Raw genomic sequence first — 15,428 nt, forward strand, 5'->3', positions numbered from 1 at the left:
TGGTCGGGTCAGCTCTTCGCCGCCGCGGCCTTGGACGCGGACTTCGACGGGGACGCGGAGTCGCTCCCGGAGCCCGCCTTCGCATCACCCTTGGAGTCGTCCTTCGAGTCGCTCTTGTCCGCGCTCTTGGACGGCGAGGCCGACGTCGCGCCGGAGGAGGGCTTCGAGGACGAGCCCTTCGACGGGGACGAACCGGTCGAGCCACCGTCCTTGTTCGCCGCGGACACCGCCGTGACGGCCTCCTTCGCGGCCTTCTCGGCCGCCTTCAGCAGATCACCGGAGTCCGGGGTCTTCTCTCCCGCGAGACCGGCGCCGTTGTAGTCGATCGTGACGACCACGTTCTCCACGCGTGCCACGATCGTCTGCTGCTTGAAGGCGCCTTCCTTCTTCTTCAGGTCGTAGTGCACGGCCGTCGCCTCGTCGCCCGTGCCGGCGACCGGAGCCGCCTTGGCGCCCTTCGCGCCCTCGACGGCCTGCGCCGCCGTGACCTGCTTCTCGAAGTAGGCGTGCGCCTGCTCGTCGCCCGCGCCGCGCGCGTCCGAGTCGAAGCGCAGCAGGGCCACGTTCAGCCAGCGGAACTGCGAGCCCTTCACGCCGTTGTTGTCGAGGCTGCTCCAGTTGCAGTTGCCGCGCTGGGCCGCATCGTCCGATGCGCCCTTCTTGCCCGACTTGCCCGCCTTGGGGACCAGTTCGCCCAGCGTCTTCTTCGACAGCACCGAACACGGCTGCGGAAGCGTCCCGTACGCGGCCGGCTGCACGGCCTCGGCCGTCGGGCTCGCGGACTTCTTCGCGTCCGGTGTCGCGCCGGCGCTCTTCGCGGCGTCGTCCGTGGAGCCGGAGTCCGAGGAACAGCCCGCGGCGACGAGCGCCACCGGGATGGCTGCTGCGCTGACAAGGATGCGGGTGAGTCGCGGTGCTCGGCCTACTCGCTGTACTGGTCGGTGCATGGTTCCTTCACTCGAGGCTCGTGGTACGACCGCACATGGGGCGTGCGGCCGGTCGGGTCCGAGGGGCCACGGTACGCGGTGATCCGCCGGGCCGGTTCCCGTTCGGGCGGTTCGTGCAGGGGTGCCCGAGGGGGTCGCCGAGCCGTCAGCCGTCGAGCTTTCCGGCGAGCACGTCGGCCAGTTTCCGGGCCCTGTCCTGCATTTCCTCGCTGTCGGGGACGCCCCCGGAAGCCGTCGGCTGCTCCGCGTACTCGATCGTCACGATGACGTTCGACGTGCGGAACACCACAGTCACCGTGCGCTGCCGGGCGGTCGAGGAGCCGGCGCTCAGCTTGTCGTCCAGGAACGCCTGGTCCGCCAGGTCGTCGAGGACGCGGGGCTGGAGCGCGGCGGACGTCTGGGTGGGGGAGGCGGAGCCGGACGGCGTGGGCTCGGAGCCGCTTCCGCCGCTGTCGTTGCCCTCGCCGCCGTCGCTGCTGCCGGCGTCACCGCTCGGCGTGCCGGCGTCGCCGCCCGGACTCGACGAGGCGTCGCTGCCGGTGGCCGCGGGCTCGGGAAGGTCCGCCGCCGTCTCCTGGGTGGAGTACAGCTCCTCCGCCTTGTTGTCGTCGCTCACCGTGTTGTCGTAGGACACGACCCGCTCGAAGTCGACGGAGAGATGGTCGGTGGCGGAGGCGGACTCCACCTTCCAACTGCAGCCGTCACGCCGGTCCGTGTCGTACGTGAGGGCCGCCTCGCCCTCGTACGCCTGCTCCTGCTGTGCCGCGTCGGTGAGTTGTCCGATGCCCGGCAGCAGGGCGTCAAGGGTGTCGTGATCGACCGCGCCGCACGCCTCCGGCAGGGTGCGGTACTTGCCCGGCTGGGCCGCGACGGCCGTCGTGCCGGTGTCGCCGCCCTTGGAGTCGATCGGCGAACCCCCGTCGTCCGAAGCGCCGGTGCAGCCCGCCAGCAAAGCCGCGAGGAGCACGGCGGCGCCGGGTACGTACGCCTTCCGCTGCACGGTCAGGCTCCTCTCGACGGTTCCCCGGCGCGCTTCCGCCCGGGTGTCCTGTGGTTATTCGGTTGCCGCACAGGGGCGACCCCTGGAGACAATGTGTATCGCACGCACAGCCGTGGACGCCGGTCCGTTGTCCCATACGTCGACCTAGGCGCCGGTTTTGCGATTAATGACTTCTGTTGGTTCCCGGGGGATTGAGGGCGATATGTCGTACGTAGAGGTGCCGGGTGCGAAGGTTCCCATCCGCATGTGGACCGACCCGGCGTCGGTCGAGGACGTGGCACTCCGTCAGCTCCAGAACGTGGCGACCCTGCCCTGGATCAAGGGGCTCGCCGTCATGCCGGACGTGCACTACGGCAAGGGTGCGACGGTCGGCTCCGTCATCGCGATGCGGGACGCGGTGTGCCCGGCCGCGGTGGGCGTCGACATCGGCTGCGGCATGTCCGCCGTCCGTACGTCCCTCACGGCCAACGACCTGCCGGGCGACCTGTCCCGCCTCCGCTCCAAGATCGAGCAGGCGATCCCGGTCGGCCGCGGCATGCACGACTCCCCGATCACCCCGGACGCCTTCCACGGCCTGCCCACCGCGGGCTGGGACGACTTCTGGGGGCGGTTCGACGGAGTGGCCGATGCGGTCAAGTTCCGTCAGGAGCGGGCGCTGAAGCAGATGGGAACGCTCGGATCCGGAAATCACTACATCGAGCTTTTGTTCGATTCTGATGGCGTCGTGTGGCTCACGCTGCACTCCGGATCCCGGAATATCGGCAAGGAACTGGCCGAGCACCACATCGGCGTGGCCCAGAAGCTCCCGCACAACCACGGGCTTGTCGACCGTGACCTCGCCGTCTTCGTCGCCGATACCCCTCAGATGGCGGCGTACCGCAACGACCTGTTCTGGGCCCAGGAGTACGCGAAGAACAACCGGACGCTCATGATGGCGCTTCTGAAGGACGTGGTCCGTAAGGAGTTCAAGAAGGCGAAGCCGACGTTCGAGCCGGAGATCTCCTGCCACCACAACTATGTCGCGGAGGAGCGGTACGAGGGCATGGACCTGCTCGTCACGCGCAAGGGCGCCATCCGTGCGGGCTCCGGTGAGTACGGGATCATCCCGGGCTCAATGGGCACCAGTTCGTACATCGTCAAGGGTCTCGGCAACGAGAAGGCCTTCAACTCGGCGTCGCACGGTGCCGGTCGGCGCATGAGCCGTAACGCCGCGAAGCGCCGCTTCACGACGAAGGACCTGGAGGAGCAGACGCGAGGCGTGGAGTGCCGTAAGGACTCGGGCGTCGTGGACGAGATCCCGGGCGCCTACAAGCCGATCGAGCAGGTGATGGAGCAGCAGCGGGACCTCGTGGAGGTCGTGGCGAAGTTGAAGCAGTTCATCTGCGTGAAGGGCTGAAGTCGTGGGGCCCTCGCTGCCGGGGGCCCCACGACTCTTCGTCGGTCAGACGGAGTTCGGCCGGACGGTCGGCATCGGTGTTTTGCCGGTGCGGAGCCGCCAGAGCCGGATGTAGCAGCTCTTCTCGGTCCTACCGAGTTCCCTGGCCGCCGCGGCATCGTCGTTCAGTGCCAGCAGCACGCGGTCCTCCGACTCTGTCCAGCGGCGGCGGTCGGGTGCGACGCGCATGTTCGCGGGGCGTGACCACGTGGCCAGAGCGGCGGCGGCAATCCGCTTGCGCTCTAGGGCCAGGCAATCCGTGTAGTACAGGTGGGCGCTCAGCTTCTGGGCCGCTTCCTTCGTGTACAGGATGTTGAAGATGCCGTCGCGGGTGTTGCGCCTGATGGACCGCTCGGCGCCGGTGATCTTGCCCGCGTAGAAACAGAGGTAGGCGCCGACGGCGGTGCTGGCAGTGGTCAGTGAGCAGAAGGGAAATCCTTGGGCCGTGAAGCCCACCGAGCCGTCTGCGTCGATCACTCCTCGGAGATAGTCGCGCGGCGAGAACGGGACCTGGGGAGGCGCGATGCTCGTGGACTTTCGGCCGTACGGCAGCCCGAGTTCGTTGAGCCTGGTCCTGGCTTCGAGGGCGCAGAGGTTCCAGCTGGCGGACTTGTGCGACGCGGCGAAGTTCGTGGTCCGGGTCCGTCCCGTGATGCTGCTGTTGTACGGGGTCAGGCGTTGGAACTCGCGCAGAATTCCCACGTCGCGAGCGCTGAGCTCGACAGTCAGGCGCCCTTTCTGGCCCGTCCCCTTCGAGAGGTGCCCGTCGGCTTACAAGAAGCCGAACATGTAGGCGTACTCGGGGTCTTCGAGGTCCATGAAACCGGTTGTCGTACAGCGGGTTTCGTCCACAGGCCGGGGGACAGCGTTAGGCTCGCGTTCAGCCACGAGGAAGGCTCACTTCCGTGCTGGTCAGGCCCTCGGCCGGGATGGCAGTCCCGGCCGAGGGCCGTCGCTTTCGATGATGCGGCTGAGCCTAGATCGCGAGTTCTGTCCACGTATGGGTGATCGATTCGGTTCATTCTTGTGGGTTACATGAGGGCCTTTCGGCTGTTGTCTTCGATCGGTTCCTCACTTCGCGTGCAGGACCGCGTAGATCATGACGAAGGCGATGATGTGGATGCCGAAGAGGAAGTACGCGAGGTAGTACCAGACGAAGCGTTCGCGTTTCTTCTCCAGGGCGAGGCGGGCCTTCTCGCCCTCGTCCGCGGGGAGCCGGTCCTCGGGTGACGCCGGGGTGGGCATCACTGCTCCCGGTGGACCTTGGTGTTCGACGCCTGGGCGCGGGGGCGGACCACGAGCAGGTCGATGTTGACGTGGCTCGGGCGCGTGACGGCCCACGTGATGGTCTCGGCGACGTCGTCCGCGGTGAGGGGCTCGGCGACACCCGCGTAGACCTTCGCCGCCTTCTCCGTGTCGCCGCCGAAGCGGGTCAGCGCGAACTCGTCCGTCTTCACCATGCCGGGAGCGACCTCGATCACCCGGACCGGCGTGCCGACGATCTCCAGGCGCAGCGTCTCCGCGAGGACGTGCTCGGCGTGCTTGGCGGCGACGTAGCCACCACCCCCCTCGTACGTGCCGTGGCCCGCCGTCGAGGAGAGGACGACGACCGTGCCGTCGCCGCTGGCGGTGAGCGCGGGCAGCAGGGCCTGGGTCACGTTCAGGGTGCCGATGACGTTCGTCTCGTACATCTGGCGCCACTGGGCCGGGTCGCCCGTCGCGATCGGGTCGGCGCCGAGCGCGCCGCCCGCGTTGTTCACCAGCACGCCGATCGTCCTGAACGCCGTCGCGAACTCGTCGACCGCCGCGCGGTCCGTGACATCCAGGGCGTACGCCGTCGCCTGGCCGCCCGCCGCGGAGATCTCCTCCGCGAGCGCCTCGATACGGTCCTTGCGGCGGGCGGTGATCACGACGCGGTAGCCCTCGGCCGCCAGCTGCCGGGCCGTCGCGGCGCCGATTCCGCTGCTGGCGCCGGTGATGACGGCGATACGGGATGCGGCGGCGGGGGTCATACGGCTGCTCCTGCTCCTCGGCGGTGGCTCGCGGGCCGTCGGGCGGCGGCTCGGGCGGGCCGGCTGGTGTCTCCGGCAAGGATAGGTGGGTGCGGGCGGGACGCGGCCGGGGGTGAGGCGGGTCTCAGGCGCCGTTGCGGGGGCCGTACATGATCACGGCCATACCGGCCAGGCAGATCAGGGCGCCGGTGATGTCCCAGCGGTCGGGGCGGTAGCCGTCGGCGACCACGCCCCACGCGAGGGAGCCGGCCACGAAGACGCCGCCGTACGCGGCCAGGATGCGGCCGAACTCGGCGTCCGGCTGAAGGGTGGCGACGAAGCCGTACACGCCGAGGGCCATCACGCCCGCGCCGATCCACAGCCAGCCGCGGTGCTCCCGTACGCCCTGCCAGACCAGCCAGGCCCCGCCGATCTCGAAGAGGGCGGCCAGGACGAACAGGGCGGCGGAGCGGGCGACGAGCATGCGGTCACTCTGACATGCGCGGATGGGGGCGGTGGGGCCGTGGGGTGGCGGTGGCGGTGGGTGCGGGGCACGGGGCCGGTTCCGGGGTGTCACCTGTTGGAGGGCGCCTGGGGCGCGGCCAGGGTGGGATACATCCCGGGACGGTGGGTCGACGACGACTCGATGATCGTGATGGGTTCGTGCCGGCGGAGGAAATGGCCATGTGGTTGATGACTGCGGTGGGTCTGTTGGGTTCGGGGGCTGTGCTGGTCGGAGGCGTGGGAGGGGCGGGAGCCGTGGGAGGCCCGGGGGGTCTCGGGGGTGCGGTGGCTCCTGAGGCCGATCTCGCCTATCACGGGACCGCGTCCATGGCCTCGGGACGGGTCGACGTCCGCCTGACGCCGCGTAACCACGGGCCCGACCCGGTCGACGACGCGACGGTGCGGCTGCGGTGGTCGGCCGCGCTGGGCGACGCCCAGGTGCTGCCGGTCGGGTGCGCCCGGTCGGGCGAGCGGGTGGTGGTGTGCCGGACGGGGGCGCTGCCGGCGGACGGTCCGGGGGAGGAGATCCGGATGACGGTGCGGCTGCGGGAGGTCGCGTCCGAGGTGACGGTGGGGCTGGACACGGTGTGGGGCGGGGGGTCGGTGGACCGGAACCATGCGAATGACCGGCAGCAGGTGTTGGTGCTGGACACGGGGGACGCGTACGCGTTCTAGGCGCGGCGGCGAGGGTGCCTCCGGCTTCGGCTCCGGCTTCGGCTTCGGCTTCGGCTTCGGCTTCGGTCCGGTGGGTGGGTCGGGGCCGTGCCGGTACATCCGCCCGTCGCCGTTGGATCAGACGTGGGTCGAGGGGCGGGAGCTGCTCGATCCGAACGTAAGCGACGGGCATCTGATGTACCGGCACGGCCCCTCGCGTCGGATGCCGGGTGCGGGCAGCGACTCGCCGGGCGCGTCCCTTTCGTCGGATGCCGGGTGCGGGCGTGAATTTCAGCCCCTCCGGCGATTGAGGAGCGGGGTCCGGGGCGGAGCCCCGGGTACGGGTCGGGTAGGGGCGGAGGGGGCGAACGAAGGCTGGTCGCGGTGCCGGAGGCGGGGGGCGGCGTAGGATTTCTGGAAGGCTTGGGAAGGGGCGGGATGGCTGGGGACGGGCGCGAGGGGCTGCTGGGTGAACTGGCGGTCGTGTCGCGGCGGTACATGGCCTCGTACGCCCTGTTCAACCAGGCCCTCGCCGACCACCTCGGCCTGCATCCGACGGACGTGCAGTGTGTGAACCTGCTCAGCCTGGAGGCGGAGCCGGTGACCACCGGCCGGATCGCCGAGATGACGGGGCTGACGACCGGTTCGGCCACGCGCCTGGTGGACCGGCTGGAGAAGGCGGGCTACGTCGTCCGGGAGCGCGACGTGGTGGACCGGCGACGGGTGCTGGTGGCGACCGTGCCGGAGAAGATCGCCGAGTTCGGCCGTATGTGGGACCGGCTGGGCGGCGGTTGGTACGCCCTGTTCGACGGGCTCGACGACGCCGAAGTCGCCCTGATCATCGGGCACATGAGGCGCACGGTCGACTTCAGCGCGCAGCAGGTCGCCCGGCTTCGGGCCGGGGACCTCCAGCAGGACGCGTCGTAGCGCTCGCGGGCCTCGACACCCTCTTGCGACGGCTCGGGGCGCCGGACACGGCCTAGTGATGCTGGTCCTCGGGTGCCTTCAGCGGGAGCAGGCGTACGAGGGGGCAGCACAGCAGGGTGATGGCGGCGACGACGGTGAGGCTCACCGTGGTGGCGTGCGTCTCGCCGCCGCCGGAGTGGAAGTAGACGCTGGTGACGGCGGCGGCTCCGACGGCGTTGGCCAGCTGCTGGACCGCGGCGAGCGAGCCGCCCGCGCTGCCGGCCTCGGCGGGGCCGATGTCGCCGATGGTCACGTCGTAGAGCGAGCCGAAGCAGGCGCCCATGCCCAGCCCGATGACGAACAGGGGCGCCACCAGGGCCCAGCGGCCGGTGCCGGTGCCGGAGGCGGCGACCAGGGCGAGGAGGTGGAGGCTTCCGGCGAGCGTGACGAGGAAGCCGATGAGGACGAGGCGGCGGCCCAGCCGGGCGATCAGCCGGTAGCAGGCGATCGAGGCGATGACGATGCCCGCGGACAGGGGCATGAGGGCGAGTGCGGCGCCCGCGGGGGAGCGGCCGAGGCCCTGCTGGAGGAAGAGCGAGACGACGTAGAGGAGACCGGAGACCGCGGCGAAGAAGACGATGCCGAGGACCAGTCCCGAGGTGAAGCCGCGGTTGCGCAGGAGCGAGGGCCGGATCAGTGGGCTGGGCGCGGTGCGCTGGCGGTGGCAGAACGCCGCGAAGAGCGCGAGACCGGCGAGCGACGCGAGAACGGGGAACGCGGTCCAGCCGTGCGCCGAGCCCTGGATGAGGCCGGTGAGCAGGGCGAGCATGGTGGCGCCGAGGAGTGCGGAGCCGGGGACGTCGACGGTGGTCGTGCGGTCGCCGGTGTCGTGGGGGAGCAGGCGGGCGGCGGCGAGCAGGGCGGCGCCGCCGAGGACGAGGTTGATGAGGAACATCGGGCGCCAGCCGAGTCCGGCGAGGTCCGCGTCGATGAGGAGTCCGGCGAGGATCGGGCCGCCGACGGCGGACAGTCCCATCACGGGTCCGAAGAGGCTGTAGGCCTTGCCGATCTGGGCGCGGGGCCAGGTCGCGCCGAGGATGCCGAAGCCCTGCGGGACGACGAGCGCGCCGAAGGCGCCCTGGACGAGGCGGGCGGCGACGAGGGTGCCCGGTGTCGGGGCGAGGCCGCAGGCGACCGAGGCGGTGGTGAAACCGGCGAGCCCGGTGAGGAAGAGCCGCCGGCGGCCGTACAGGTCGCCGAGCCGTCCGCCGAGCACGAGCAGGACGCCGAGCGCGAGGGCGTAGGAGGCGCCGAGCCACTGGACGAGGGAGGTGCCGCCGCCGAGGTCGTGGGCGATGGTCGGGGCGGCGATGTTCGTGATGGTGCCGTCGAGGAGGTCCAGGACGTCGGCGGCGAGGACGACGCCGAGGATCGCCCAGCGGATGCGGGCGGGTGGATGAGGGGTGCCGTGCAGATCGTTTTCGTCTGCGTCGCGCAATGTCTGTGTCACGCAGATAAATGTCGGGCATGCGGTGGGGTGCGGTCAAGCCGGTTTGCGCGTTCGTGCGGGGAGGGGTGCCGGTGCTTCCGGTGGCCGAGGAATACCTGGGGCGCGGTGACGGTTCGAGGGTATAGTTGAACCGTCAACAACTTGGAGGGTGAGCGACCATGCAGTTCGGGATCTTCAGCGTCGGCGATGTGACTCCGGACCCGACCACGGGCCGGGAGCCGAGCGAGCACGAGCGCATCAAGGCCATGGTCGCCATCGCGCAGAAGGCCGAGGAGGTCGGCCTCGACGTCTTCGCGACCGGCGAGCACCACAACCCGCCGTTCGTCCCGTCGTCCCCGACCACCCTGCTCGGCTACATCGCCGCGCGCACCGAGAAGCTCGTCCTGTCCACGTCCACCACGCTGATCACCACCAACGACCCGGTGAAGATCGCTGAGGACTTCGCGATGCTCCAGCACCTCGCGGACGGACGCGTCGACCTCATGATGGGCCGGGGCAACACCGGTCCCGTCTATCCCTGGTTCGGTCAGGACATCCGGCAGGGCATCAACCTCGCGGTCGAGAACTACGCGCTGCTGCACCGCCTGTGGCGCGAGGACGTCGTGACGTGGGAGGGCAAGTTCCGCACGCCGCTCCAGTCCTTCACCTCGACACCGCGACCGCTGGACGGCGTCGCGCCGTTCGTCTGGCACGGTTCCATCCGCTCGCCGGAGATCGCCGAGCAGGCCGCCTACTACGGCGACGGCTTCTTCCACAACAACATCTTCTGGCCTGCCGACCACACCAAGAAGATGGTCGAGCTCTACCGCGAGCGGTACGCGCACTACGGGCACGGCACCGCCGAACAGGCGATCGTCGGCCTCGGCGGCCAGGTCTTCATGCGGCCCAACTCGCAGGACGCGGTACGGGAGTTCCGGCCGTACTTCGACAACGCGCCGGTGTACGGACACGGGCCGTCGCTGGAGGACTTCACCGAGCAGACCCCGCTGACCGTCGGTTCGCCGCAGCAGGTGATCGAGAAGACGCTGGCGTTCCGCGACTACGCCGGTGACTACCAGCGCCAGCTGTTCCTGATGGACCACGCCGGGCTGCCCCTCAAGACCGTGCTGGAGCAGCTCGACCTCCTCGGTGAGCAGGTCGTGCCGGTGCTGCGCGAGGAGTTCGCCAAGGGGCGGCCGGCCGACGTGCCGGACGCGCCGACCCACGCGGCCCGGGTGGCCGCCGCCCAGGAAGAGGTGACCGTCGCATGAAGCTCGTCGTCGTCTCGGCGGGACTGAGTGTTCCGTCGTCCACCCGGCTGCTGGCCGACCGGCTGGCGGCCGCGACCGCCGGCCGGGCCTCCGGAGCCGTCGACGTCCGCGTGGTCGAACTGCGGGATCTCGCCGTCGAGATCGCGCACAACTTCACCAACGGGTTTCCCGGGCGGGGCCTGTCCGCCGCGATCGACGACGTGACCTCGGCGGACGGGCTGATCGTCGTCACCCCGGTGTTCTCCGCCTCGTACAGCGGGCTGTTCAAGTCCTTCTTCGACGTGCTCGACAAGGACGCCCTCGTGGGCAAGCCCGTGTTGATCGCGGCGACCGGGGGGACCGGGCGGCACTCGCTGGTCCTCGAACACGCGCTGCGGCCGCTGTTCGCCTATCTGCGGGCCGTTGTCGTGCCCACCGGGGTGTACGCGGCTTCGGAGGACTGGGGGGCCGAGGGGTTGGCCGAGCGGATCGAGCGGGCTTCGGGGGAGTTGGCGGTGCTGATGTCCGCCCTTGCGGGTGGGTCGGCGCCCACTGTCCAGGGCCCGGCCGGGACCACTGCCCCGGCTCCGGTCCCGGCCGGCTCGTCCCTCCCTGCTCAGGGGAACGTCGATGCCCGCGAGGACGGGTTCCGGGTGGTCCCGTTCGCCGAGCAGCTCGCGGCGCTGCGGCCGTAGGCGTTTCCTCGCCCCCTCCGCCCCTGCCCGACCCGTACCCGGGGCTCCGCCCCGGACGCCGCTCCTCAAACGCCGGAGGGGCTGAATTTCCCGAGCGCCGGAGGGGCTGAATGATCAGCCCGCAACGACCCGCAGTCGGCACGGCCCCGACCCACCCACCGGACCGCACCGCACCCGAAAACGCGCGCCGCCCCCCGCCTCACGTGTTCGTCGTGAAGCCGATCACCGTGCCGCCTCCGGGGCGGGCGTGGGCGAAGGGGGTGCCTCCGTGGGCTGTGGCGATCTCGCGGACGATGGAGAGGCCGAGGCCCGAGCCGGGGAGGCTGCGGGCGTCGGCGGCGCGGTAGAAGCGGTCGAAGACGCGGACGAGGTCGTCCTCGCCGATGCCGGGACCGCGGTCCAGGACCTCGACGCGCACCGGGCCGGGGCGGCCACCGGTTTCGCCGGGGCGGCCGGTCACCACCACCTCGATCGGTGCCGTGCCGCCGCGGTCGAACTTGGCCGCGTTCTCCACGAGATTGGAGACCGCGCGCTGAAGGGCGGTGGGGCGGCCGTCGACCGTGGTGTCGCCGGTGACGTCGAGGGTGATCTCCCGGCCGGTGCGCCGGCGCGCGACGACCACGGCGTCCTCGGCGAGGTCGGCGAGGTCGAGGCGTCGCACGGGCTCGGTGTCGGACTGGCCGGCGGCGAGGGCGACCAGTTCGTTGACGAGGTCCGTCAGCTCGCGGGACTCCAGGGCGAGATCGGCGACGAGTTCCTCCCGGGCGTCCGGCGGGAGTTCGTCGATCCGGCGGAGCATGGAGATGTTCGTCCGCAGCGAGGTCAGCGGCGTACGCAGCTCGTGGCCCGCGTCCTGGACCAGGCGGCGCTGGTCCTCCTCGGACTGGGCCAGCCGGCCGAGCATCCGGTCGAAGGAGCGCCCGAGCCGGCCCACCTCGTCGTAGCCGGTGACCGGCACCTGGATGCCGAGATGCCCGGTGCGCGCCACGTCCTCGGCGGCCCCGGCGAGCCGCACCAGCCGCCGGGTGATGCGCCGCGCCAGCCACCAGCCGAAGAGCCCGGCGGCGATGACGACGGCCCCGACGAGCAGTACGGTCCGCTGCTGGAGTTCCCGCAGCAGGTCCTCCGTGTCGCTGAACTGCTGGGCGACCTGGACCGCGCCGCGGCCGCCGCCGAGGGAGACGGTCGCGAGCCGGTAGCGGTCGCCGGCGACGTCGACGTCCTTGTGCTCCTCGACCTTTCCGGCGACGGCGTCGTCGGAGACGGCCCGGTCGTGGCGGTCCACGGGCAGGGGCGGGGTGCCGCGGTCGACGACCCTGCCCCCCTCCCCGAGCACCTGCACGTCGGTGCGGCTGGGCCGGATGATGTCGTCGAGCGGGCCGTCGTGGTCGGGGTCGGAGACGGCGAAGTCCTGTGGTTGCAGGGGGTGCGCGCGTACCTGGTCCCGCAGGTCCTGGACGACTTCGGCGAAGACGGTCTGCTGGTCGACGCGCACCAGCCGGGCGGCGGCGTCGTAGCTGAGGAAGCCGACGAGGACGGTGACGGCGGCGGCGACGGCCGCGAAGGAGACGGTGAACACGGCGCGCAGGGAGGACAGCCGCCGCAGCCGTCCGGACGTGCCGGGGAACCGGGATGTCCAGGAGGGTCCCGGCCCGGCGGTGCGGCGCTGCGGGGTCGTGCCGGGCGCCGGGGGTCCTTCGTCCCCGGGGCGGGCCGCCCGGCCGGGCCCCGGGTCCGCCGGACCCGGTGGCACTCAGTCCTCCCGCAGGACGTAGCCGACACCCCGGACGGTGTGGATCAGGGACGGGCTTCCCGGCTCGTCGAGCTTGCGGCGGAGGTAGCCGACGTAGACGGCGAGGTTCTTGGAGCCCGGGCCGAAGTCGTAGCCCCAGATGCGGTCGTAGATCGTGGAGTGGTCGAGGACGATGCCGGCGTTGCGGACGAGGAGTTCGAGGAGTTCGAACTCGGTCCGGGTCAGCTCCAGCTCGCGCTGTCCGCGCCAGACCCGGCGGGCCTGGATGTCCATGCGCAGCCCGGCCACGGAGATCTGTGCGGTGGCGGCGCGCTGCTCGCGCGGCGCGGTGGGCGCGCTCTCGTCGAGGGCGCCGTTGCCGGTGCGGCGCAGCAGTGCGCGCAGCCGGGCGAAGACCTCCTCGACGTCGAACGGTTTGACCACGTAGTCGTCGGCGCCCGCGTCGAGGCCGGCGATGCGGTCTGCGGTCTCGACGAGTGCGGTGAGCATCAGGATCGGGGTGCGGTCGCCCTCGGCCCGCAGGACGCGGCAGACCTGGAGGCCGTCGATGCCGGGCATCATCACGTCGAGGACGAGGACGTCCGGTGGGGTGCGGTGGGCCTGGGCCAGTGCCTCCACCCCGTCGGCGACGGCCGTCACCTGGTAGCCCTCCAGGGTCAGCGCCCTTTCCAGGGCGTGACGGATGGCGCGGTCGTCCTCGGCGAGCAGCACAGTCTGGGGCACCCGGCCAGTCTGCCAAGCATCGGACGGGTGCGGCCTGGCGGGCGGGTCCCGGGGCGGGCTTCTTACCGGCCTCTCACTCCGTCGGGCGGGTCAGCCGACGTGGACGCGGGGGCGGCGGGCGCGGTCGGGTTCGGCCTCGCGGAGCACCTCGCGGGTGACCGGGGCGACCTCCCCCTGGCCGAAGAGGAAGAAGCGCAGGAAGTTGGTGAACGGATTGCCCTCGGTCCATTCGAAGTAGACGTGCGGGATGCAGCCGGTGGTGTCGCGGACGTGCAGGAGCAGGGCGGCGAGCGCGTTGGGGATGGAGGAGGACTCCAGGGTGAGGATGCGGTAGCGGCCGTGCAGCACCTCGCCGCGTACGTTCATGACCGACTCGAACTCGGAGGGGTCGAGGACGGTGACCTCCAGGAAGACGAAGTCCTCCTGGGCGGGCAGGTCGTGGTCGGCGCGGATCTGCTCGATCTTCTCGCGGTACTCGGTGAGGTCGCGGTTGTCGGGTTCGTTGGCGATGAACCGGATGCGCCGGCTCGCGATGTCGCGGATGAACCGTTCGGCCATCGGGTCCACGGTCACGCTGGTGACGCGCAGCTCGAAGGCGCGGGCGAGGCGGGAGAGGAAGGAGACGAGGATGATGCCGGCGATGAAGCAGGCGCCGATCTTGACGCCGTCGGGGCGTTCGATGACGTTGACGACGGTCGTGTAGAGGAAGACCGCCGAGATGACGGCGAAGGCGATGGTCCAGTGTTTCTGGCGGGCCTTGCGGGCGGCGATGGTGACGGCGATGGCCGCGGAGCTGATCAGCACGAGGACGCCGGTGGCGTAGGCGCCGCCCTGGGCGTCGACGTCCGCGTCGAAGATCCAGGTGACGAGGAACGCGATCAGGATGAAGACGATCACCATGGGGCGGACGGCGCGCGCCCAGTGCGGGGCCATGCCGTAGCGGGGGAGGTAGCGCGGCATGAGGTTGAGGAGGCCGGCCATGGCGGAGGCTCCGGCGAACCACAGGATGGCGATGGTGGAGACGTCGTAGACGGTGCCGAAGGCGTTGCCGAGGTACTCGTGGGCCAGGTAGGCGAGGGCGCGGCCGTTGGCCTGGCCGCCCGACTCGAACTCCTTCTCCGGGATCAGCACGGTGGTGATGAAGCTGGTCACGATGAGGAAGACGCTCATGATCACGGCGGCGGTGGTGAGCAGTTTCTTCGTGCCGCGGATGCGTCCCGCCGGGTTCTCCTCGGTGTCGGCGGTGTCGCCCTCGACATGGGGCATGACGGCGACGCCGGTTTCGAAGCCGGAGAGGCCGAGGGCGAGTTTCGGGAAGACGAGCAGGGCGACACCGACCATCGCGAGGACGTTGCCGTGCTCGGCGGTCAGGGCGGTGGACCAGTCGGTGACGACGTGTCCGTGGGTGGCGACCTGCCACAGGCCGGTCACCGCGACCACGACGTTGAGGCCGAGGTAGATGCCGACCAGCACCACGGCGACGCCGATGGCCTCCAGGAAGCCCTTGAGGAAGACGGCGCCGAGCAGGGCGACGAGGGCGAGGGTGATCACCATCTGCTTGTCGTGCAGGACGCTGTTCAGGTGAGGGTTCTCCACCAGGTGGGTGGAGGCGTCGGCCGCCGAGAGGGTGATGGTGATGAGGAAGTCGGTGGCCGCGAACCCGAGCAGGGTGAGGACGAAGAGTTTGCCCTGCCAGAAGGACAGGAGCCGTTCGAGCATCGCGATCGAGCCTTCGCCGTGCGGGCTCTCCTCGGCGACGCGGCGGTAGACCGGCAGTGCGCCCGCGAGGGTGACGACGACGAGCACGACGGTGGCGACGGGGGAGAGCAGGCCGGCGGCGAGGGCGGCGATGCCCGGCTGGTAGCCGAGGGTGGAGAAGTAGTCGACGCCGGTCAGGCACATGACGCGCCACCAGCGTTGGCCCTTGTGGACGGGCGCCGGCGCCGCGGGGCGGGGCAGCTGTCGGCCCTTGCCCTTGCCCATGTCGGACAGGCCTTCCAGCATCCAGGCGCGCAGCCGGCTCGGCGGGGCGTGCTCGGGGCTGGCCATCGGTGGCTCTCCTGACGTACGGCTCGGCGATC

15 protein-coding genes are annotated in these 15,428 nt (G+C 70.8%); 5 read left to right on the forward strand and 10 right to left on the reverse strand.

Features of this window, described 5'->3' with window-relative positions:
- Positions 1–8: 8 nt before the first annotated feature.
- Entirely contained in the window at positions 9–947 is a 939-nt protein-coding gene (locus B0675_RS11340) for a DUF3558 family protein (protein ID WP_081218689.1), read from the reverse strand.
- A 145-nt stretch (positions 948–1,092) separates the two neighbouring features.
- Positions 1,093–1,947: a hypothetical protein gene (locus tag B0675_RS11345; protein ID WP_081218690.1), complete on the reverse strand. Its 855-nt coding sequence runs from the start codon at positions 1,945–1,947 to the stop codon at positions 1,093–1,095.
- Between the two features lie 202 nt (positions 1,948–2,149).
- Here B0675_RS11345 and B0675_RS11350 point away from each other — a divergent pair, with 202 nt between their 5' ends.
- Positions 2,150–3,343 carry an RtcB family protein gene (locus B0675_RS11350; RefSeq protein ID WP_081218691.1) on the forward strand — a complete coding sequence of 398 codons (1,194 nt, stop codon included), beginning with the start codon at positions 2,150–2,152 and terminating at the stop codon, positions 3,341–3,343.
- Positions 3,344–3,388: 45 nt separating this feature from the next.
- Here B0675_RS11350 and B0675_RS11355 read toward each other — a convergent pair whose 3' ends face one another.
- The 4 genes from B0675_RS11355 to B0675_RS11365 form a co-directional block, all read right to left on the reverse strand.
- Entirely contained in the window at positions 3,389–4,084 is a 696-nt protein-coding gene (locus B0675_RS11355) for a hypothetical protein (protein ID WP_347108615.1), read from the reverse strand.
- Positions 4,085–4,453: 369 nt separating this feature from the next.
- Entirely contained in the window at positions 4,454–4,627 is a 174-nt protein-coding gene (locus B0675_RS41350) for a hypothetical protein (RefSeq protein WP_179165281.1), read from the reverse strand.
- Complete coding sequence (locus B0675_RS11360) at positions 4,627–5,394, reverse strand: SDR family NAD(P)-dependent oxidoreductase (RefSeq protein WP_081218692.1); 768 nt, start codon at positions 5,392–5,394, stop codon at positions 4,627–4,629. The genes B0675_RS41350 and B0675_RS11360 overlap by 1 nt, the downstream gene beginning before the upstream one ends.
- 124 nt (positions 5,395–5,518) lie before the next feature.
- Positions 5,519–5,857 (reverse strand): YnfA family protein, encoded by a 339-nt coding sequence (locus B0675_RS11365; protein ID WP_081218693.1) that lies wholly within the window; start codon positions 5,855–5,857, stop codon positions 5,519–5,521.
- A gap of 209 nt (positions 5,858–6,066) precedes the next feature.
- On the opposite strand from B0675_RS11365, the gene B0675_RS11370 reads away from it, so the two are divergent.
- Positions 6,067–6,552 (forward strand): hypothetical protein, encoded by a 486-nt coding sequence (locus B0675_RS11370; protein ID WP_081221727.1) that lies wholly within the window; start codon positions 6,067–6,069, stop codon positions 6,550–6,552.
- Between the two features lie 417 nt (positions 6,553–6,969).
- Positions 6,970–7,458 (forward strand): MarR family transcriptional regulator, encoded by a 489-nt coding sequence (locus tag B0675_RS11375; protein ID WP_081218694.1) that lies wholly within the window; start codon positions 6,970–6,972, stop codon positions 7,456–7,458.
- A 52-nt stretch (positions 7,459–7,510) separates the two neighbouring features.
- On the opposite strand, the gene B0675_RS11380 is transcribed toward B0675_RS11375, so the two are convergent.
- Complete coding sequence (locus tag B0675_RS11380) at positions 7,511–8,947, reverse strand: MFS transporter (protein WP_081218695.1); 1,437 nt, start codon at positions 8,945–8,947, stop codon at positions 7,511–7,513.
- 158 nt (positions 8,948–9,105) lie between these two features.
- Between B0675_RS11380 and B0675_RS11385 the strand changes: the two genes are divergently transcribed.
- Both B0675_RS11385 and B0675_RS11390 read left to right on the forward strand, forming a co-directional pair.
- The gene (locus B0675_RS11385; RefSeq protein WP_081218696.1) at positions 9,106–10,197 is read left to right on the forward strand and encodes an LLM class flavin-dependent oxidoreductase; all 1,092 of its coding nucleotides are present in this window, start codon (positions 9,106–9,108) and stop codon (positions 10,195–10,197) included.
- The gene (locus tag B0675_RS11390) at positions 10,194–10,871 is read left to right on the forward strand and encodes an FMN reductase (RefSeq protein ID WP_081218697.1); all 678 of its coding nucleotides are present in this window, start codon (positions 10,194–10,196) and stop codon (positions 10,869–10,871) included. Before B0675_RS11385 ends, B0675_RS11390 begins: the two co-directional genes overlap by 4 nt.
- Before the next feature lie 199 nt (positions 10,872–11,070).
- Here B0675_RS11390 and B0675_RS11395 read toward each other — a convergent pair whose 3' ends face one another.
- The 3 genes from B0675_RS11395 to B0675_RS11405 form a co-directional block, all read right to left on the reverse strand.
- Positions 11,071–12,477: a HAMP domain-containing sensor histidine kinase gene (locus B0675_RS11395; protein WP_241539927.1), complete on the reverse strand. Its 1,407-nt coding sequence runs from the start codon at positions 12,475–12,477 to the stop codon at positions 11,071–11,073.
- Positions 12,478–12,624: 147 nt separating this feature from the next.
- Entirely contained in the window at positions 12,625–13,347 is a 723-nt protein-coding gene (locus B0675_RS11400; protein WP_081218698.1) for a response regulator transcription factor, read from the reverse strand.
- A 90-nt stretch (positions 13,348–13,437) separates the two neighbouring features.
- Positions 13,438–15,396, reverse strand: coding sequence for an APC family permease (locus tag B0675_RS11405; RefSeq protein WP_081218699.1), 1,959 nt, complete (start codon positions 15,394–15,396; stop codon positions 13,438–13,440).
- Positions 15,397–15,428 lie beyond the last annotated feature (32 nt).

It is taken from the genome of Streptomyces sp. M41(2017) (assembly GCF_002078175.1).
Classification (GTDB): domain Bacteria; phylum Actinomycetota; class Actinomycetes; order Streptomycetales; family Streptomycetaceae; genus Streptomyces.

Coding starts and splice junctions, on each gene's coding strand:
- B0675_RS11340 (WP_081218689.1), bottom strand. CDS start 947: ATGCACCGACCAGTACAGCGAGTAGGCCGAGCACCGCGACTCACCCGC.
- B0675_RS11350 (WP_081218691.1), top strand. CDS start 2,150: ATGTCGTACGTAGAGGTGCCGGGTGCGAAGGTTCCCATCCGCATGTGG.
- B0675_RS41350 (WP_179165281.1), bottom strand. CDS start 4,627: ATGCCCACCCCGGCGTCACCCGAGGACCGGCTCCCCGCGGACGAGGGC.
- B0675_RS11360 (WP_081218692.1), bottom strand. CDS start 5,394: ATGACCCCCGCCGCCGCATCCCGTATCGCCGTCATCACCGGCGCCAGC.
- B0675_RS11365 (WP_081218693.1), bottom strand. CDS start 5,857: ATGCTCGTCGCCCGCTCCGCCGCCCTGTTCGTCCTGGCCGCCCTCTTC.
- B0675_RS11370 (WP_081221727.1), top strand. CDS start 6,067: ATGACTGCGGTGGGTCTGTTGGGTTCGGGGGCTGTGCTGGTCGGAGGC.
- B0675_RS11375 (WP_081218694.1), top strand. CDS start 6,970: ATGGCTGGGGACGGGCGCGAGGGGCTGCTGGGTGAACTGGCGGTCGTG.
- B0675_RS11385 (WP_081218696.1), top strand. CDS start 9,106: ATGCAGTTCGGGATCTTCAGCGTCGGCGATGTGACTCCGGACCCGACC.
- B0675_RS11390 (WP_081218697.1), top strand. CDS start 10,194: ATGAAGCTCGTCGTCGTCTCGGCGGGACTGAGTGTTCCGTCGTCCACC.
- B0675_RS11405 (WP_081218699.1), bottom strand. CDS start 15,396: ATGGCCAGCCCCGAGCACGCCCCGCCGAGCCGGCTGCGCGCCTGGATG.